This window comes from Microbacterium ulmi (genome assembly GCF_011759705.1).
Taxonomy (GTDB): domain Bacteria; phylum Actinomycetota; class Actinomycetes; order Actinomycetales; family Microbacteriaceae; genus Microbacterium; species Microbacterium ulmi.
In genome coordinates this window covers 843301-861483 of sequence record NZ_JAAOZF010000001.1, presented here as the reverse complement: position 1 = coordinate 861483, position 18183 = coordinate 843301, and the positions used below count along the sequence as shown (strand labels likewise).

Annotated in this window: 19 protein-coding genes and 1 tRNA gene; 12 read left to right on the top strand and 8 right to left on the bottom strand. The window is 68.5% G+C overall.

The window, feature by feature from the left end:
• The first annotated feature begins 8 nt into the window (after positions 1–8).
• The 3 genes from FHS08_RS04200 to FHS08_RS04190 all read left to right on the top strand — a co-directional run bounded on the left by FHS08_RS04200 (position 9) and on the right by FHS08_RS04190 (position 2807).
• Positions 9–1286 carry an LCP family glycopolymer transferase gene (locus FHS08_RS04200; protein WP_167035730.1) on the top strand — a complete coding sequence of 426 codons (1278 nt, stop codon included), beginning with the start codon at positions 9–11 and terminating at the stop codon, positions 1284–1286.
• Positions 1287–1290: 4 nt separating this feature from the next.
• Positions 1291–2640, top strand: a complete 1350-nt coding sequence (locus FHS08_RS04195; RefSeq protein WP_341800298.1) for an LCP family protein — start codon at positions 1291–1293, stop codon at positions 2638–2640.
• 78 nt (positions 2641–2718) lie between these two features.
• Positions 2719–2807 (top strand) — tRNA-Ser (locus FHS08_RS04190).
• A 412-nt stretch (positions 2808–3219) separates the two neighbouring features.
• Here the strand turns inward: FHS08_RS04190 and FHS08_RS04185 are convergent.
• A complete protein-coding gene (locus tag FHS08_RS04185; RefSeq protein ID WP_208382205.1) occupies positions 3220–3840 on the bottom strand; it encodes a hypothetical protein in 621 nt (206 codons plus the stop codon).
• Between the two features lie 47 nt (positions 3841–3887).
• Here FHS08_RS04185 and FHS08_RS04180 point away from each other — a divergent pair, with 47 nt between their 5' ends.
• The 5 genes from FHS08_RS04180 to FHS08_RS04160 all read left to right on the top strand — a co-directional run bounded on the left by FHS08_RS04180 (position 3888) and on the right by FHS08_RS04160 (position 7912).
• Complete coding sequence (locus FHS08_RS04180; RefSeq protein WP_167035728.1) at positions 3888–4382, top strand: GNAT family N-acetyltransferase; 495 nt, start codon at positions 3888–3890, stop codon at positions 4380–4382.
• A 66-nt stretch (positions 4383–4448) separates the two neighbouring features.
• On the top strand, positions 4449–5054 hold the full coding sequence (locus FHS08_RS04175) for a TetR/AcrR family transcriptional regulator (protein ID WP_167035726.1): 606 nt from the start codon (positions 4449–4451) through the stop codon (positions 5052–5054).
• 367 nt (positions 5055–5421) lie between these two features.
• The gene (locus tag FHS08_RS04170; protein WP_167035724.1) at positions 5422–6735 is read left to right on the top strand and encodes an MFS transporter; all 1314 of its coding nucleotides are present in this window, start codon (positions 5422–5424) and stop codon (positions 6733–6735) included.
• Complete coding sequence (locus FHS08_RS04165; protein ID WP_243847216.1) at positions 6728–7192, top strand: helix-turn-helix transcriptional regulator; 465 nt, start codon at positions 6728–6730, stop codon at positions 7190–7192. The genes FHS08_RS04170 and FHS08_RS04165 overlap by 8 nt, the downstream gene beginning before the upstream one ends.
• A 144-nt stretch (positions 7193–7336) precedes the next feature.
• The gene (locus FHS08_RS04160) at positions 7337–7912 is read left to right on the top strand and encodes a dihydrofolate reductase family protein (RefSeq protein ID WP_208382203.1); all 576 of its coding nucleotides are present in this window, start codon (positions 7337–7339) and stop codon (positions 7910–7912) included.
• Positions 7913–8039: 127 nt separating this feature from the next.
• Here FHS08_RS04160 and FHS08_RS04155 read toward each other — a convergent pair whose 3' ends face one another.
• On the bottom strand, positions 8040–8753 hold the full coding sequence (locus FHS08_RS04155; protein ID WP_208382202.1) for a hypothetical protein: 714 nt from the start codon (positions 8751–8753) through the stop codon (positions 8040–8042).
• A gap of 74 nt (positions 8754–8827) precedes the next feature.
• On the opposite strand from FHS08_RS04155, the gene FHS08_RS04150 reads away from it, so the two are divergent.
• Complete coding sequence (locus FHS08_RS04150) at positions 8828–9292, top strand: MarR family transcriptional regulator (protein WP_167035718.1); 465 nt, start codon at positions 8828–8830, stop codon at positions 9290–9292.
• 166 nt (positions 9293–9458) lie between these two features.
• On the opposite strand, the gene FHS08_RS04145 is transcribed toward FHS08_RS04150, so the two are convergent.
• Positions 9459–10037, bottom strand: coding sequence for a dihydrofolate reductase family protein (locus tag FHS08_RS04145; protein WP_167035716.1), 579 nt, complete (start codon positions 10035–10037; stop codon positions 9459–9461).
• 232 nt (positions 10038–10269) lie between these two features.
• Positions 10270–10668 carry a hypothetical protein gene (locus FHS08_RS04140; RefSeq protein WP_167035714.1) on the bottom strand — a complete coding sequence of 133 codons (399 nt, stop codon included), beginning with the start codon at positions 10666–10668 and terminating at the stop codon, positions 10270–10272.
• A gap of 67 nt (positions 10669–10735) precedes the next feature.
• Here FHS08_RS04140 and FHS08_RS04135 point away from each other — a divergent pair, with 67 nt between their 5' ends.
• Positions 10736–11170 carry a MarR family winged helix-turn-helix transcriptional regulator gene (locus tag FHS08_RS04135; protein WP_167035712.1) on the top strand — a complete coding sequence of 145 codons (435 nt, stop codon included), beginning with the start codon at positions 10736–10738 and terminating at the stop codon, positions 11168–11170.
• Between the two features lie 67 nt (positions 11171–11237).
• Here FHS08_RS04135 and FHS08_RS04130 read toward each other — a convergent pair whose 3' ends face one another.
• The 4 genes from FHS08_RS04130 to FHS08_RS04115 all read right to left on the bottom strand — a co-directional run bounded on the left by FHS08_RS04130 (position 11238) and on the right by FHS08_RS04115 (position 15585).
• The gene (locus FHS08_RS04130) at positions 11238–12212 is read right to left on the bottom strand and encodes an alpha/beta fold hydrolase (RefSeq protein WP_208382201.1); all 975 of its coding nucleotides are present in this window, start codon (positions 12210–12212) and stop codon (positions 11238–11240) included.
• A gap of 10 nt (positions 12213–12222) precedes the next feature.
• Entirely contained in the window at positions 12223–13833 is a 1611-nt protein-coding gene (gene mhpA / locus FHS08_RS04125) for a bifunctional 3-(3-hydroxy-phenyl)propionate/3-hydroxycinnamic acid hydroxylase MhpA (protein ID WP_167035710.1), read from the bottom strand.
• Positions 13834–13912: 79 nt separating this feature from the next.
• Positions 13913–14809 carry a VOC family protein gene (locus FHS08_RS04120; protein ID WP_167035708.1) on the bottom strand — a complete coding sequence of 299 codons (897 nt, stop codon included), beginning with the start codon at positions 14807–14809 and terminating at the stop codon, positions 13913–13915.
• 92 nt (positions 14810–14901) lie between these two features.
• Complete coding sequence (locus FHS08_RS04115) at positions 14902–15585, bottom strand: GntR family transcriptional regulator (RefSeq protein WP_167035706.1); 684 nt, start codon at positions 15583–15585, stop codon at positions 14902–14904.
• 157 nt (positions 15586–15742) lie between these two features.
• On the opposite strand from FHS08_RS04115, the gene FHS08_RS04110 reads away from it, so the two are divergent.
• Positions 15743–16582 (top strand): fumarylacetoacetate hydrolase family protein, encoded by an 840-nt coding sequence (locus tag FHS08_RS04110; RefSeq protein ID WP_167035704.1) that lies wholly within the window; start codon positions 15743–15745, stop codon positions 16580–16582.
• A 23-nt stretch (positions 16583–16605) separates the two neighbouring features.
• On the top strand, positions 16606–18129 hold the full coding sequence (locus tag FHS08_RS04105) for an ATP-binding cassette domain-containing protein (RefSeq protein ID WP_167035702.1): 1524 nt from the start codon (positions 16606–16608) through the stop codon (positions 18127–18129).
• Positions 18130–18183 lie beyond the last annotated feature (54 nt).

Here is an 18183-nt window from a genome sequence, read left to right as displayed (position 1 = left end):
GGACCCGAGTGAGCAGGACGACCGAGCGCGCGAAGCGGGGCCGCCAGACGGTCGCGCGACACGGCCAGCTGGCGTCGCCGCACCCGCTCGCCCAGCTGCTCAAGCTCCTCGGCATCGCGCTCGCGGTCGTGCTCGTCTCGGGGTTCGGCGTCGCGGCATATGCCGTCACCGACATCACGTCCGACTTCGTCGACGACGCCGTCCCGCTCGAGGGGCAGGACGCGGTGCCGCCCGACATCGGTGCGATCGAGGGAGGCGTCAACCTCTTCCTCGCGGGCACGGATGCCTGCGAAGAAGCCTACGCGGGCTACTTCGGCAAGCGCTGCACGGGCGCCGACGCCGGCGGCGAGCTCAACGACGTCAACATGCTCGTCCACATCTCCGACAACCCGCGTCGCGTCACCGTCATCTCGTTCCCGCGCGACCTCATGGTGCCGATCCCGTCGTGCACGCGCGAGGACGGCTCGCAGACGAGCGCCATGAGCAAGCAGCCGCTCAACTCGGCGTACTCGTACGGCGGTCTCGCGTGTGTCGTCAAGGCGGTCTCGCAGCTGTCGGGGCAGAGCATCCAGTACGCCGCGAAGATCACGTGGGGCGGCGTCATCGAGATCACGAACGCGGTCGGCGGCGTCGAAGTGTGTCTCGCCAACGGCATCAAAGACCCGTACACGGGCATCAACTGGCCGGCGGGCAACAGGACCATCTCGGGCATCGATGCCCTGCAGTTCCTGCGCACCCGCCATGGCGTGGGCGACGGAGGCGACCTCGGCCGCATCTCGAACCAGCAGCAGTACATGTCGCGCCTCGCGCACAAGCTCGTGAGCGAAGAGGTGCTCTCGAACCCCGCGACGTTGTACAAGCTCGCGACCACGGCGGTTTCGAACGTCACGCCGTCGCAGAGCCTCACGAACCCGATGACGCTCGTGCAGATCGCGCTCGCCGTCAAGAACGTGCCGTTCGACGAGATCGTCTTCCTGCAGTACCCCGTCGGAGGCGACTCCGACGACCCGAACAAGGTCGTGCCGAACAAGGCCGCCGCGCAGGCGCTGTGGGACGCGCTCGCCGCGAACCAGCCGCTCCAGCTCACGGGCAAGCCCAGCCAGGGCAACGGCGTCGTGGTCGTCGAGCCCGCGGAGGGGGATGCCGGGGCGACCGACCCGTCGACGCCTCCCGCCGACGGCGCGACGCCCGCACCGAGCGAGACGGCGATCGAGCTCCCGTCGTCGATCTCGGGCCAGACGGCGGCACAGGAGACCTGCTCCAACGGCAACGTGAAGAGCCGCTGACACGGTGGCCAGGACGACAGCGGCGCACAGCCGCGCGCCGATCGCGCGGCACGGCCGGCTCCGCACCCCGTCGGTCGTGGCGAGGCTCGTCGCGATGCTCGCCGTCGCCCTCGGCGTCGGGGTCGTGAGCAGCGCGGGCGTGGCCGCCTTCGCGGTGTGGGATGCGGCATCCGCCGTCACGGAGAACGCCATCGTGCTCGACGAGGACGTGCAGCTGCCGCCGTCGCTGGGCGCGATCGAGGGCGGCGTCAACATCCTGCTGGTGGGAACCGACTCGTGCGAGGGCCAGGATGTCGCGCTCTTCCCGCGCTGCGCGAACGACGACTCGCCGGGGGAGCGCAACGACGTCACGATGCTCGTGCACATCAGCGACGAGCCGCGGCGCGTGACGGTCGTGTCGTTCCCACGCGACATGCTCGTGCCGATCCCCGCGTGCGAGAAGCCCGACGGCAGCGGGACCCTGCCTGCGATGCGCTCGCAGATGATCAACTCCTCCTACTTCTACGGCGGCCTGGGCTGCACGGTCGACACGGTCGAGGCGCTCACGGGCGAGACGATCCACGCGGCCGCGGCGATCCGCTGGACCGGCGTCATCCACCTGTCGGACGCGATCGGCGGCGTCGACGTGTGCGTCACGGGCGACATCAGCGACAAGCACACGGGCCTGCATCTCACCGAGGGCACGCACACGCTGCAGGGCGTCGAGGCGCTGCAGTTCCTGCGCATCCGCCACGGGATCGGCGACGGCTCCGACCTCGGCCGCATCTCGAACCAGCAGCAGTTCATGTCGTCGCTCGTGCGCAAGCTCCAGTCGGATTCCGTGCTCGCCAACCCCGGCGTGCTGTTCTCGCTCGCGACGACGACCCTGTCGCAGGTGTCGCAGGGACAGCTCGTGGTGAGCTCCGCCCTGACCAACCCGGCCTTCATGGTGCAGGTCGCCATGGCGCTCAAGGACGTCGCATACGAGGACATCGTGTTCGTGCAGTACCCGACCTACTACCGCCCGGGGGACGGGCGCAGCGACGTCATGCCCGTGACGTCGGCGGCGGACGTGCTGTTCCAGGCTCTGCGCGACAACAGGCCGCTGTCGCTGACGGGCGAGGCCAGCCAGGGCTACGGCGTCGAGGTCGAGGGAGAGGCCGCGAAGCCGGCGCCTGCGGCGTCTGCGGATCCGTCTGCTCCCGCAGAAGGCGGCTCTCCGGCGGGTTCCGCTCCCGCCGAGGGCGGCTCGCCGGCGGGGGATGCCGCGGCCTCCGCACCCCCGCCGACCGAGGCGCCGGCAGCCGTCGAGCTGCCGAGCACGATCGCGGGAACGACCGCCGCGCAGGTCACCTGCACGGTGCCCCAGCGCTAGGCCGCCGGTTCGTCGGCGCAGCGCTGAACCAGGTATGATTGCCGAGCGCGTCTGCGCTCCTCTCGGAGCCGGATGCCTGGAGACGTCGCATAGTCAGGCCTAGTGCACCACCCTGCTAAGGTGGAGTCCTCGCAAGGGGACCGAGGGTTCAAATCCCTCCGTCTCCGCCCTTAAATGCCTGATCAGGGGCGGTTTGTATCGCCGTCTCGGACGGACGAATCGGGAGTGTGCCGAACAGGCCTTCATTCGCCAGTTCGAGCCGGGTGTGCCCCTTCGTGCGGTCGAGGAGCTCGACCCGCATGGTGCCGCAGGAAGGCCTCTCTGCGAGCACCGCGCTCGGCTGCCAGCTCTCCGACATCGCGGCCGTCGGAGCGAGCGCGAGCACACGCTCGCGAAGCCCGGTGCACGTCACGAACGGAACGGAAGCCACGCCGATTCACATCGCCTGCATCTGAAGCCCAGGGGGACCGAACATCTCTGAACGCCCGTCTGGTCGACGAGTTTCACGTCGCCCTGCCGATGCCTCCGAGTCGGCGACCACACGGTCGCCATCGGTCTGTTGCTGTGCGCTGGTGGCGGTCATGAGGTGAGGGCGATGACCGCGACGATGACTGCGACGAGGATGTCGAGCACGGCGCAGAACTCGGCAAGAGAGCGAACCACGACGCGCCGGGTCCGGTGATGGTGGATGTCCCAGGCCGCGTGGGCGAGGAGCGCGGTGGCGACCAGCAGGCCGCCGAGGGTCGCGTTCAGCTGAACGGCGATCAGTGCTGCTGCACCCAGCACGAGCATGGCGGCAGTCTGCAGCGGCAGCGCCCACCATGGCCGGGTGCGACGACGAGCGAGCCCGACGACCAGCATCACGGCAGCCAGAGCGAGCAACCACGGTGTGACATCGAGCCCCGTGAGCTTGCCCACCGTGATGAGCGGGATGGTGACTCCGAACGCGACCCACGCTGCTCGGGGACGACCGGTGGCCGCGGCTGCCAGATAGACCAGGCCGGATGCGGCCACGACGGGCGCGACGGCGCGCCCGTCGGTCAGTCCGTACGCGGTCGCGGCGGCGACGACCATTCCGAGGGCTGCCGGCCACGTCTTCTGCCACCATCCGTTGCGTTGCCCGACCGTGACCGGGCGACCGCGTCGCTCTTGGGACTTCGTGGCGTCCATCTCCGCCTCCTTCTTGAACAGAATGTCCAACGTGATAAAGTGTACGGTGATGTTCGAGTTAGTGGAAGAGGTATCCCATGACGACGTCGAACGCGGCTGCGGAGGTGCGGCTGGGCATCCTGCGAGACGTCGACGACGTCGCCCGCATCTGGCGAGAAGGGTGGGGCGACGCACACCTCGGTCACGTCCCTGCCGCGCTCGTCACGGCTCGAACCCCGGCCTCGTTCGACGAGCGTGCGCGCGACCGCGTCTCCGACACGATCGTCGCGACGCGTGCCGGCGTCGTCGCCGGGTTCGTCATGACCGACGGCGATCAGGTGGACCAGCTGTACCTCGACCGCTCCGCACGCGGTGGCGGCCTCGGGTCGGCGCTGCTCGATGCGGCGGAACAGGCCGTGCTGGCTGCAGGTCACCGCGTCGCCTGGCTGGCGGTCGCGACCGGGAATACCGGCGCCCGGCGGTTCTACGAGCGACACGGCTGGATCGACGAAGGCCCCTTCGTGCATCAGGCGCCGGTTCCCGCCGGCTCGGTGGCCGTCGACTGCCATCGGTTTGTCAGCCCACGCCGATAGCCGGAGCGCTCCGAGCTGGTCGCACCCGGTAACATGAACAATCCTGTCCATGCTAGGAGGTAGTCGATGACTGCGACGCCGACCGGAACCAGCACGTCCGACGGCACGGCCGCTCGGCCCAGGCGCGCCGACGCGCTGCGCAGCATCGAAGCGATCATCGCGGCCGCGACCCGATTGCTGGCCGTCAACCCGGACGCCAGTGTGAACGAGATCGCCAAGGCGGCAGGTGTCGGGCGAATCACGCTCTATGGCCACTTCGACTCTCGTGCCACGCTCGTGCAAGAGGTCGCGCAGCGAGCGATCGCGCAGACGGAGAAGGAGCTCGCGCAGGTCGACGTCGATGGCGACCCGCGTGATGCACTCGGTCGCCTCCTGGAGACGACGTGGCATCTCACCCACCGCTTCGGTGCGCTCGTGGTCGCCGCGTCCCAGGAGCTCTCACCTGAGCAGATGCGCCGCGCTCACGATGAGCCCTTCGCCCGCGCCCGTCGCCTGCTCGAGCGTGGCCGGGCGGCGGGCGAGTTCCGCGACGACGTACCGATCGACTGGCAGATCATCGTGATCCAGGCGATCCTGCACGGCGCATCCGCTGCGGTTCACCGCGGCGAGATCACAGCTGATGCGGCACCCACGCTCGTCCGAGACACGGCTATCGCTGCCCTCTCCGGGTGACTTTCCACCGGGGTGATCGCCCCGGCGACGAGCTCACGACGAGCCGGGCGCGCACGAGCGGTGGCAGGAGAGGCGTCTGAGCCTGGTCCCACGCGCGCGGCGCTACGGGACGTTCTGGATGTATCTCATCCATCGAGGCCACGTCGTCGGATCTCGCCTCCGTCCCTGAGCCGTCGATCCGTCCCTCACCAGGGGCGGATGCGCCGTCGCCATCCGCATCTCACTCTTGTTGAACAGAGTTGTACGAGATACAGTTACTCGTACACCATGGTTCGACTTATTGAGGGGCCGACTCGTGACCGATTCACACCGCGCCGCCGCCGCGGCGCCTGCCTCGCCGGATCCCCTGCGCTGGCGCGTGCTGGCGATGCTCGGCATCGCGCAGCTGATGCTGATCATCGACGTGACTGTCGTGGCTGTCGCGCTGCCGGAGATGGGTGCCGATCTCGGACTCGATCGCGCAGGACTGGCGTGGGTCGCGAGCATCTACGCACTCGCGTTCGGCGGGCTGATGCTTCTCGGCGGCAGAGCCGCGGATGTCTTCGGTCCCCGCCGCCTCGTGCTTGCGGGCCTCGTGCTGTTCACCGCGGCGTCGCTGGCGGCGGGTCTGGCGGGCAATGCCGAGCTGCTGTTGCTCGCCCGGGCACTGCAAGGCGTCGGTGGCGCGATGATGTCACCCGCGGCGTTGTCGGTGATCGTCCGCATGTTCGCTGGACCCGAGTTGAGCCGCGCGCTGGGTGTGTGGTCGGCGCTCGGCGGTGCCGGTGCTGCGTTGGGCGTCCTGCTCGGCGGCGTGCTCACTGCGGGTCCCGGCTGGCCGTGGGTGTTCTACGTCAACGTGCCACTCGGCACGATCCTGCTGCTCACCCTCTTGCGCTGGGTGCGGCCGATGCCGGGAACAGGGGGCAGGCTCGATCTGCTCGGCGCCGCGATTGCGACGCTTGCGACGAGCTCGGTCGTGTTCGGCCTCGTCTCTGCCGGTGACCACGGGTGGCTGAGCCCGCACACGCTGATCGCCGCCGCGGTCGGCGTTGTGGGGTACGCGCTGTTCGCCTGGCGCATCAGGAGGGCGGCCACACCCCTGGTCGACCCTGGCATGCTTCGCCGTCGGCCGATCCTGCGGGGACTGGCGCTGGTGTTCGTCTCGACGGCGCTGATGATCGCGGTGTTCTTCCTCGGGTCGTTCGCGCTGCAGCAGTCCCATGGATTCACGGCACTCCAGACGGGGCTCTCCTTCCTACCGGTCGCGGTCGGGACGATTCTCGGCTCCAACCTGGCGGGACGCCTCCTGCCCCGTTGGGGCGTGCGCACCGTCTCCGTGGCCGGGATGCTGATCACTGCCGCAGGGCTTGCGGCAGCCGCCACGATCACCTCGGTGACCGTGCTGATCGTGGCCACCAGCGTCGCGGGCTTCGGGATCGGCGCGGGATTCGTCGCCGCCGCAGGAAGCCTGTTCTCAGCCGTGCAGCCGCACGAGGCAGGCGTCGCCTCCGGCGCACTGAGCACCTTCCACGAGTTCGGCGCGGCCACCAGTGTGTCGGCCGTGTCCAGCGTCGTCGCCGCGGCGCTGCTGATCCCGACCGTGGATGCCTTCGCCCCGGGCTACTGGTTCGCCGCTGCTGTCGCCGCTGTCGCGGGACTCGTCTCGCTGGCCCCGCCCAAGAAGACCACTGATGCGTGACAGCGCCACGATGTCGCGCCGCCCTCTCGCCGGGGAGGGAGGGAGATCCCTCGCGGGCGCGCTGCGCGCCGGGGCCGCGGGATTCCTCCTCAAGGGTGCGCCGGCGGAAGAGCTGCAGCGCGCGGTTCGAGCTCTCGCCGCAGGCAGCGCCTGGCTCGACCCCGTGATCACCGGGCGGGTGCTGAGCACTTACCGGCAAGGTCGCCCGCCGATGCGTCCGGACGCGCAGGTGGCTCTGCTCACGCCGCGGGAGAAGGATGTGCTGGCGCTGATCGGCGCGGGCATGTCCAACGCGGAGATCGCAGCCGACCTCTTCCTCGGCGAAGGCACGATCAAGACCCACATCAGCCACATCTTCACCAAACTCGACCTCCGCGACCGGGCCGCAGCCGTCGTCTTCGCCTTCGACCACGAGCTGGTTCGGCCCGGCGACCCCCGGCGGAAGGAGACGACATGAGCATCGTTGCCACCCGAGACCTACCCCGCACGACTCCTCATCGGGCCGCGACTCTACGGTTGCAGATCGCTCCTGGTCGTCGCGAAGCTCAACTAGGAGGGTGGCCGCGTAGCGGCTGCCCGATGCGAGAGAAGGGTGGACTCCATGAGTGATCCGATGCTGGAGGACATGGAGCGGCCCCACCAGGGGCGCGGCCGAGTGCTGTGGAGCTTCATGATGTCGCTGGATGGATTCGTCGCAGGACCGCACCACAGCATGGACTGGATGTCGGCCAGCGGATACCGCGCAGAGCCAGGCGTCATCGAGGGCTATATCGAAGGCACCGGCGCGATCATCGCTGGACGAGACGGTTGGGACTCGCCGGTGGGGCACAGCCCCTGGGGCGGTGCCTGGCAGGGGCCGATCTTCGTCCTCACACATCACCCCGAAGACGCAGAACCTGCCGAGAACGTGACCTTCCTGCATCGCGACCCCGCCGACGTCGTTCACCTCGCGCTGGCCGCCGCCGGGGGCAAGGACATCATGGTGTTCTCCCCGAACATCGGCACCCAGCTCCTCGAACTCGGCCTGATCGACGAGATCGACCTGCACATCGCGCCTGTCCTCCTCGGCGACGGCATCCGGCTCTACAGCAAGCCCGGGGGTGCGCCGATCCGGCTCAGCCCACTGGCCGGCGACACGGCCTCCACGGTGCGGGTGCGCTATCGGCCGATGTCCTGAAACGCGTGTGCGCCTGCCTGGCCTGATGCTCGTCGCCGCCGATCGGCATCGGGTGGAGAGCTCTCCGAGGAGCGTGGGCGATGAGTGGCCCTGACGATGAGCGCGGCACGACCCTCGAGCGGGCCGGTCATGCGCGCGCTCCTTGGGTCTGGCGGGACTCGGTGTGGCGGGTCTCGGGGAGCAGGAATCCGGCGGCGACGAGCCAGATCAGCGATCCGAACCGGCCGATCGGGATGAGGACCTGCAGCGGCTCGATGACCATGGTCAGGAAGCTCAGCTCGGCGAGCACCGCGATCACGAGTCCGACCCACGCGAACCACGTGGGCACCAGCCGCAGCAGCAGGGCGGGGACGGCGATGCCGGCGACGAGGAGCCCGAGCCCGAGGACGTGGGCGAACCCGCCGGCGGCGAAGCTCGCGTAGGCGAGGGCGTGGGTGAGCTCGGGGTCGGCGCTGACGACCGGCTGGCTCTGCGTCCAGGTGATGATCGCGGAGACGGCGAGCAGGATTGCGGCGGCGGTTCCGCCGAACAGGCCGATGCCGGGTCCGGGGACGCGGATGCCGAGTCGCTGCTGGCGGGCGTAGACGGTGGCGGCGTAGATCCCCAGCGGGATCGCCGAGCCCAGTTGCAGCATCGAGGCGAACCGGGCGGCGAAGCCGTGATCGGCGAAGAACCCGGCCACGGTGCCGGTGTCACCGAACGGGGAGGTGATGGTGCCGCCGCCGGAGAGGACCGCCATGGAGATGAGGCTGCCGATCAGCAGTCCGAGGGACGCGAGGCCCAGGATGCCGGGGTGGGGACCGCCGGCCGCGCGGGCCGGGGTCGTGGTGTGAGTGCTCATCCGGAGCCCCTTTCGTTCATACGGGTAATCATACATACGATGAATCGTTCTGCAAGTGAGTTATACTGGCAGATGTGAGCTCCCGCCGATCTCGTCGTATCGCCTTCCTGCTCGCCCAGCTGGGCTCCGATGCTTCCGCAGCTTTCGAGCAGGCCCTTGCGCCGCTGGGCATCACGGCGTCGGAGGCCGGTCTGCTGCGACTGATCGGCCGCGAGCCGGGCATCGGCCAGAAGGCGGCGAGTGAGCAGCTCGGCGTGGGCCCCAGCCGCATCGTCGCCGTCCTGGACCGTCTCGAACGGCAAGGCAGTGTCGAACGCCGCCGCAGCATCGTCGACCGCCGCAACCACGAGATCCATCTCACCGCCGAAGGCGAGCGGATCCTGGCCGCGCTGCGTCCCATCGCGGAAACCCACGAGGCAGCCTTCACCGGGGGCCTCGACGACGGCGACCTCGACCGGCTGGTCGTCTATCTGCAGACGATCGCGGAATCGCGCGGGCTGGGTCGCGACATCCATCGCGACACCCGCGGCAGGCCCTGAGGATGCCATGACATCGACGCAACAATCCGCACGTCCGCGCGCGCGTCCGTCTGCCGGCAGAGATGCTCATCCGACCGCGGGCAGAGGCGGGGCCGTCCCTCTCGGGCCGTTGTGACTCGCGCTGGAGGCTGTCGGACGGTCGTGTCCATGCTGCTGCGGGGTGGGGTCACGCGCTTCCGGGGCCGGGAGGGAGCGGTGCGTCGAGCAGGCGGGGACGGTAGTCGAGCAGCTGGGTGCCTCGGTCGAACGTGCGCGACTCGATGAGGTCGAGAGCGAGGTCCGGATAGCCGTCGTAGACGCGCTCCTGCCCGGTCTTGCCCGTGATCACCGGGAACACGACGACGCGGAACCGGTCGACCAGGCCCGCTGCCAGGAGCGAACGCGCCAGCGAGAGGCTGCCGATCGTGGACAGCGGATGCGTGCTGGTCTCCTTCAGTTCTCGTACTGCTTCGACGGCGTCACCGCGGATCAGACGCGAGTTCTCCCATTCGAGCGGTTCGTCCAGCGTGTGGGAGAAGACGATCTTGGACACTGCGCCGAGCGCGTCGACGCCGTCGGTCCGCGACGCGGCGAAGCCGTGCATGAGACGGTACGTGTTCGCCCCCATCAGCAGCGTGCGGTTCGCGGCGGAGTCCTCGCCCAGCCAGCCGAGGTACTCGGGGCCTTCCAGCCCCCACCAGCCGGGCCAGCCCTCGGCGGCGCCGTAGCCGTCGAGCGAGGTGATGTAGTCGACCATGAGTTCCATGTGCTTCTCTCTTCCTCTTCGGTGGTCCGGTCGATGGCGACCGGCGCGGGCCGGCTGCGTCGCTGAGGAGCGCGGGCGCGGGTGCCGGGCGTCCGGTGACGTGTACCCACCAGACTATGGATGCTGCGCGACATTCGACCCCTCAGCCTGGGGGATCCAGCCGGGACATGACAATCGCGGCCGCGCTGGTGCGGGAGCGGTGTCGCCGGAACAACGTCCCTGGAGATCACATCTAGCGAGCGAGCAGCTTCAGGGCATTCGTGCGAATCGTGTCGAGGACTTGACGTGCGATCTCTTCATGCTCTTCGCTCACGCCGTCGGTGAGGGACCGGGTTGCATCGGAGACGAGGGCCCGCGCGGTGTCGAGGCCCGCGGTGCCCTGCGCGCTCAGTACGCGGGGCGCATGCAGCAGGCCTTGTGCGATGAGGTCCTTCTCGAGTTCTGCGATCTCATCGGTGTCGAGCTGGAGAGTCGCCTCGATGACGGAGGCGGGTGCGCCGCCGACGGCGAGGTTCAGATACACCCATGCGCGGGGGCTCGGGATCGTGCTGGTTCGGAGGGTCTGCGCGAGCAGTGCACCGAGGGTGTTCTCGGTGGCACCGATCACGGGTGGCAGAGGTCGCTGAGTCATCGCTCTCCTTGGATATTGGTGGCACCAACATTAGTAGAGTCTTGGTGAGACCAACAAGGAGCACGAGATGACCGAGCCTCAGCCGCTGAAATCTTTGCCGACGTGGAGCCTGTCGCGAGCGGCTGCCAGTTCGCACCGCATCCTCCACCGCCGGCTCGGTGAAGCCGGGTTCACCGGCTACGAGTACCGTGTGCTCGCTGCCGTTGTGGCTGCTGCCCATCTCAGCCAGGCAGAGATCGGGCGGGCGGCCTCGCTCGACCCACGCGACGTGACCCATACCGTCCGACGACTCGAACAGCGTGGCCTGCTCACCCGCACTCCGAGCAGTGCCAACGCGCGCATCGTGACCGTGCAGATGTCCCCGGAAGGCCTCCACGCTTGGCGGCGCCTCCACGCTGTCATGCTGCAGATTCAGCGGGAGGTCTTCGCTCCGCTTCAGGCGACCGAGATTCGCACTCTCATCGAACTGCTTGACCGAATCGGCGGCGAGTCGCGGGCATAGCGCCCCGGGTGCCGTGGTCCAACGCGCAATGCCCGCCGGCTTGATCGCCGACGTGCACAATACGCCGCTACCACACGGTCGCCGGCGTCGCGTCCGGCGACGAGATGAAGCCCGCGGGCGGCGTGAAGCGCGATCCGGCGGACTCCCACGCAGTCGCGATCGGCTCGAGCCTCGAGGGCGCGACAGGTCGCCCGCTCAGGAAGTCGTCGAAGAGCGGGGCGGCGAGAGGCCAGGTCGAGAAGAAGGGGTATTCGCCGGCGAAAGCGCGCTCCCACGCATCTTCGGGCCAGGGCGGGTCTACCACCGTCGAAGAGCGGATCACGCTATGAACCTCCAGCGACGTTCGCTTCGGGTGGTCGATGTCGTTCTCGCCCCCACGGATGATGAGCGTCGGTGCGGTGATCGCCTCGAGCTCATGGTCGTCGACCCCGGGGATCGTCTGGCCTGGCTTCGGTACGAAAGCGTTGAGCCAGCGGAGCATGAGGGCGACGAACCTATCGGGGTCGAGGGATTCAAGCAGCGCACGGTTGCCGGGGTTCATCTCGATCCGCTCCTGCCACTCGCGCATCTCGAGAAGGCCCGGGATGCCGCCCTTCCGGACGGCGTGCAGGCTCGGGAGCATGTAGACGGACGCGAGGTAGAGCGGCCCGTACACGCCGCCGACGAGGTACCAGAGGAGCAGATGCGCGGTCAACTCCGGGTACTGCGTCGCGAACACGGCCGAGTCGCGCCCGCCGCCCGCTCCGCCGGCGATGGCTGACGGGCCGAGATCGAGGTGGCGGATCAGCCCCGCCAGGACGTCGGCGCGCATGTGGGACTCGCTGCGTCCCTCGAAGCGCACGTGAGAGCGACCGCAGTTGGGTCTGTCCCACAGCAGCACGCGGTAGCCGCGGGCGGCCAGGGCGTCGGCAAGCTGCGGCAGGCCGGGCGCGTCCATCGAGGTCCGCCCCCCGGACGTCAGCACGACGGGCATCCCGGTCCTGCTCCCGACGAGGCGATAGGCGACCTCGCGGCCGTCGATGTCGGCGAACTCGATCGTCATGAGTGTCCTTTCAGCGGACGACGGCGGGCACGAGCCCGAGCTGTGCGGTGAAGTCGGCGACGAGGGCGTCGATGTCGTCTGGCGTCGATGCGGTGCCGAAGTAGTAGCCGTCGGGGCGCACGAGCACCGCCGCGACGCCCAGTGCGCGCAGATCGTCGGCGTAGCCGCCGGTCACATCGACGATCTCTGCGGCGGCGTCGGCCAGATCGACGAGCGGATAGCCGAGGCCCTGGAGCATGGCACGGTTTGCGTCGCTCAGGTGGTGAGCGAGCGGCGCTGCCGAGATGAGGGCTGCGGGACGACCGAACACGTCGTCGAACTTCCGTGCGGGCTCTCCGTTCACCGACACTTCGAACTGCGGAGCGCAATGCCCTGCCGGAGCCGAAGTGCCGCCGTCGGCATTGCGACGCACGATGCCCGACTCGAAGGTGGGGTCGGGGAGAGGAGGCAGGACCTTCTCCGCCTCGCCAGCACCCGCCAGCATCCGGCGATCGCGCTCGGCGGCTTCGACAGGGTCGGTGATGCAGATGATGGCGCCCAGCGCGATGGAGTAGCGAATGGCGTACTGAACGTGGCGCGCGCGCTCTTCCGTGTACGTGTCCAGCAGGGACTGCGGCGATCGGCCGGAGAGGACGAGATCGAGCTTCCACGCCGCGTTGACGGCGTCGCGCAGACCCGAGTTCATGCCCTGCCCGGCGAACGGCGGCATGAGGTGGGCCGCATCGCCCGCGATGAGCAGATGCCCGCGGTTCCAGCTGTGTGCCCAGCGAGCCTGGAAACGGTAGATGGCGCGGCGCTCAAGGGTCGCGTTCTCCGGCGTGACGCCCCATTCCGCAACGCGCCGCCACGCCTCGTCGTCGGTGTTGACGGCCGCATGATCCGTGCCGGGCGTCAGGAGGAACTCCCAGCGACGACGCCCCGGACCTCCGGGAATGACCGACGCGGGTCCCGCGGGATCGCACACCTGCAGACCGCCCGGCGGCCACTCGCGCTCCTCGTGGGGGATGATGTCGACGACGAACCAGTCGTAGAAGAACCCGAGATCGGTCTCGTCGGTCTGGATGCGCGTGCGCACAAGACTGCGTGCGCCGTCTGCGCCCACGACGTAACGGGCGAAGATCGGCGCGAGACCGGGGCCCAGCTCGATGCGGCCCCCGTTCCCCCGCTGGGAGCGGGAGAGGACCGTCGCTCCGTCAGGTCCGTCGACGACATCGACGACTTCCACGCCGGGACGCATGCTGATGAGAGGCTGCTTGGCGACGGCCTCGCGCATGACTTCCTCCGCCTGCGGCTGCGAGAAGATGTTGAGCGTCGACCACCCCGTTGGGGCGCGGCGGGTGATGTCGACATAGAGGAGCAGCTCCCCGTCGGCGTTGCGCCAGTAGTACCCCCCGGTGTCGGACTGGCTCACCGCGAGCATGTCGTCGATGATTCCGAGATCCTGGAACGTCCGCGCCGTCTCGCCGTCGAAGCCGACTGCGCGTGGCAGCGGATAGGGCTTGGGGTGGCGCTCCAGGATCACGACGCTGTGTCCGCGCTGGGCGAGCAGCAGCGCCGCTGTCATTCCCGTCGGGCCGGCGCCGACGACGGCCACGTCGAATCGCTCGGTCTCGTCGACCATGTGCTCTACTCCTCAGCGTCGAAGAACGAGGGGGATGCGCCTGGCCGCGTGGACAGGCGGTTGGGGGCGCGCCGACGACTCAGACGCGCGCGATCTCACGCTCGAAGACCGGCGTGTTGAAGTCGAGGATGGCTGCGTTCATGAGGCCGTCCCACTGATTCACCCAGTAGAGGTCCTCGATGTCCCATGTCCGCATCGGGCGATCCCTGTCGAAGATGAGCTCCATGTCGCAGTACACCTCGACGATGCCGCCGCTGGGCTCCTGGAAGTACGCGGCGATGTTGTTGCCCGCACCGTGCCGCAGAGGACCGTGGACGAGGCGTCGGCCCTGGCGTGCGAGGCGGTCGCCGAGACGCCCGAGATCTGCGATGGACTGCGTCGCCCACGCATGATGATGCAGGCCGACGAGGTGGCTCCGGCCGACGGCGATGCCATGATGCTCGGGGCTGCAGCGCAGGAAGTACAGCTCGCCGTCACCCACCATGTCGGATACGCGCAGGCCGAAGACCTCCACGAGGAACTTGACCTGTGCGACGGTATCGAGCACGCGGTAGTTGATGTGGCCGTAGCGCTGGGGCCCGTAGCCTCCGGTGAGAGAGGTGTCGCGCCACGGCAGCGCGACATACGGCTGCCAGGTGAAGCCCTCCGGACCGACGAACGCGAAACCGTGCTCGACGTAGTCCTCGATCGGTCCTGCGGAGACGATCGGGTACTGGCGCTCGTCGACCTTCGCTCGGATCGCCGCCAGCTCCTCGAGGTTGTCGACGCTGACGGCGAAGTGATCGATCGAGTCGGTCTCGTCCTGCAGATAGACGACTTCGTGGTGGGTGTCGGCCGCCGCGAGGAATGCCTTGGTGCCGGAGTTCTCGACCAGCCGGAGCCCCAACGTCTCTTCCGCCTCCTTTATCGATGCACTGAGATCCCTCGTCCGAATCGTCAGGTACCCGACGTTCGTGACCGTGCCGAATGCGCCCATGTGACGTCTACCTCCTTGTAGCCGGCGCGACGCGAGCCGCGCCGATGCCATCCTGCGTCCGCAGTGAAGATTCTGCAAGCTATTTTTCAAAATCACTCGCCTCGCGCATTGGCTATTGCGCGCGCGGCGAGTGTCTCCGTGCGGCGGACGTGCGCCTGATACTGGGCTGCTGCGAGATCGGCGTCACGAGCGAGTGCGGCATCCATGATGGCGTTGTGCTCGCCCGGCAGCACGCGCTCCGCCCAATCGACGTTGACAGGAGTCCCGGTCGCCAGCTGGCGCGACCACCGGAGGTACAGGTCGCCGACCTCGATGAGATCTTGGCACAGCGACAGCAGGCGAGCGTTGCCGCACCCGGTCAGAAGTGCGACGTGAAATGCGCGGTGCCGGTCGAACCACACCTCGCTGTCGAGTTCGTACGCCGCCATCTCGTGGTAGGCCGCGATGACTGCCGCCTCCCAGGCGACGTCCCCCAATTCCACGGACAGACGCAATGCCGCGACTTCGTTGATGAGACGCGTCTCGACAAGATCGTGCATATCGACGAGCGTCATGTTGACGACGTGGAAGCCGCGATTCGGCGTCGCGACCGCGAGGCGCTGCTCGGCGAGCCTCATGAGCGCTTCGCGGACGACGGTCGGTGACACGTCGTACTCCTTGGCGAGCTCCGAGGGCAGGAGCCGCGCGCCCGATCCGTAGCGACCGCCCATGATCGCCGTTCGCAGCCGTGCGTACACGTTGGCCGCGAGTGACTGGGCGTCAGCGGTCTTGACCATCTTCGTTCCATTCCCGGGTTTCGCGCCCGATCGTGAGGGGAGCGTAGCAGGAAGGCGGATCTTCACGACGGAGATTTTAAAAAATCACTTGACATTTGTGAACTGTGACGGAACGCTGGGGCACTAGCCAGTCAGTGCCGACAGACGGAGAGACACCATGCGCATCGCCCGCTATCGCTATCAGGACGCCGTGTCCTTCGGATTCGTGACCGCGAACGGAATCGTGGACCACGCGGAGGTGCCGGGTCTCATCGCCACGACCGTGCGAGAACTGCTCGCACAGGGCACCGACTCGCTGACGTCCCTGGAGGGGCTGCCGACCATCCCCCTCTCGGACGTGACACTCGAAGTGCCGGTCGAGCTCGGCAAGGTGCTCTGCGCGGGAGTCAACTTCCCGCTGCACCGCGCCGAGGGCGGGCTCTCGCCCGACCGGCCGCAATGGCCTGTCATCTTCAGCCGGTTCCCCGACAGCCACGTCGCCAGCGGCGAGCCCATCGTCAAGCCGACCGTGAGCGACTTGTTCGACTACGAAGGCGAACTCGCGGTGGTCATCGGAAAGCGCGCCCACAACGTCCCGAAAGCGGAGGCGCTCGACTACGTCTGGGGCTATGCCGCCTACAACGATGGATCGGTTCGCGACTGGCAGATGCACACGCCGCAGTGGGTGCCGGGCAAGAACTTCTTCCGTTCGGGAGCGATCGGACCGTGGATCGTGAGCAAGGATGAGACCGGCGACATCAACTCGCGTGTGCTCGAGACGCGCGTCAACGGAGAGGTGCGCCAGCACGTCCTGCTCGGTGAGGCGCTCTTCTCGGTCGAGGAGCTGATCGAGTACGTCAGCACCTTCACTCCGCTCGAGCCCGGTGACATCATCGCCGCGGGCACGCCCAGCGGCGTCGGTGCGGCCATGGACCCCAAGGGCTTCGTCAGGGTCGGTGACGTGGTCGAGGTCGAAGTGAGCGGCATCGGCGTGCTCACCAACACCGTCACCGAGTGATCCTGTCGGTCCGGAGCAGCAGAATGATCGCCAGTCGCGCCGCGGGACCCGCAGCCCTGAGTGTGCAGAAGGTCTCGAAGGCCTTCGGCGCGGTCGCTGCCGTGGACGGCGTCGACCTCGAGCTGGCCGCCGGAACGACGACTGCGATCATCGGCCCCAACGGCGCCGGCAAGACGACCCTGCTCAAGATGATCGCGGGCGTCGAACGACCGACGACAGGTGTCATCGCGCTCGACGACCGGCAGATCTCGGGCATGGGCGCGGCGAAGGCGTCGCACGCCGGTGTCGGCTACGCGCACCAGGTGCCGCAGCCGTTCCGTGGACTCTCGGTGCGTGACAACGTGCGCGTCGGGGCGGTCGAGCACCGCATTCCGCGCGCCGATGAGTGGGTGGACGAAGTACTGCAGCTGTGCGGGCTCGCCGGAAAGGCGCACCGCCCAGCGAAGGCGCTTCAGATCCTCGACCTCAAGCGGCTCGAGCTCGCCCGAGCGGTCGCGACCAAGCCGTCGCTGCTCCTGCTCGACGAGGTGTGCGCGGGACTCACGGGGTCCGAGCTGGACGCGGTCATCTCGCTCGTCGACCGGATCCGCACGGATGGGCCGACCATCGTGCTCGTCGAGCACATCGAGGCCGTTGTCGCCCAGCTCGCGTCACGGGTCGTGGTGCTCGACTGGGGCAAGCTCATCGCCGATGGGACCCCACGCGGGGTCGCGGAAGACCCCCAGGTGCGTGAGGTGTACATGGGAGCCGGTCACACCGGCGAGGGTCCGGCCCACGTTCCGGCGTTCGACGACGTCGCGCCGGAGGACAAGGGCCGCGGGCTCGTGTTGACCGACGTGCGAGCCGGCTACGGCATGATCGAGGCGGTGCACGGCGTCTCGCTCGAACTGCGCCCCGGCAAGATCAGCGCGATCCTCGGCGCGAACGGCGCAGGGAAGACGACGCTCGCGAACGCCATCTCCGGTGTGTCTGTGCTGCGCGGCGGAACCATCACGCTGGACGGAGTGCGGGTCGACCGGATGCGGGCCCATCGACGTGCAGCCGCGGGCATCGCTGTCGTGCCTGAGGGGCGCCGCATCCTTCCCGCGCTGACGGTGCGCGAGAACCTCCTCCTGTCGACGGGTCTCGGGGTCCGCAGGCCCGAGATCGAGCGGCGGCTGGACGCCGTCCTCGAGACCTTCCCGCAGCTCGCGGATCTCATGATCCGTCGCGGCGGCGCACTGTCGGGCGGACAGCAGCAGATGCTCGCGGTCGGGCGCGCGCTGATGAGCGATCCGAAGTGCCTCGTGTGCGACGAGGTGTCGCTCGGCCTCGCGCCGGTCGTCATCGACGCGCTGTACGAGGGGCTCCAGCGCGTCGTCGCTCGCGGCGTCGCCCTCGCCGTCATCGAGCAGCACGTGCAGCGGAGTCTCGCCATTGCCGACATCGCCTACGTCATCGACCGCGGAGCCGTCTCGTACGCCGGCGACCCCGCCCCGCTCAAGGATCCCCGAGTACTCGACGACGTGTACTTCGGCTCCGCCACAAGGCAACGCAACACCGCGTGAGTCGGCACGCATCCCACCCGAAACCGACGAACTCGCAACGAGAGAAGAGTGCTA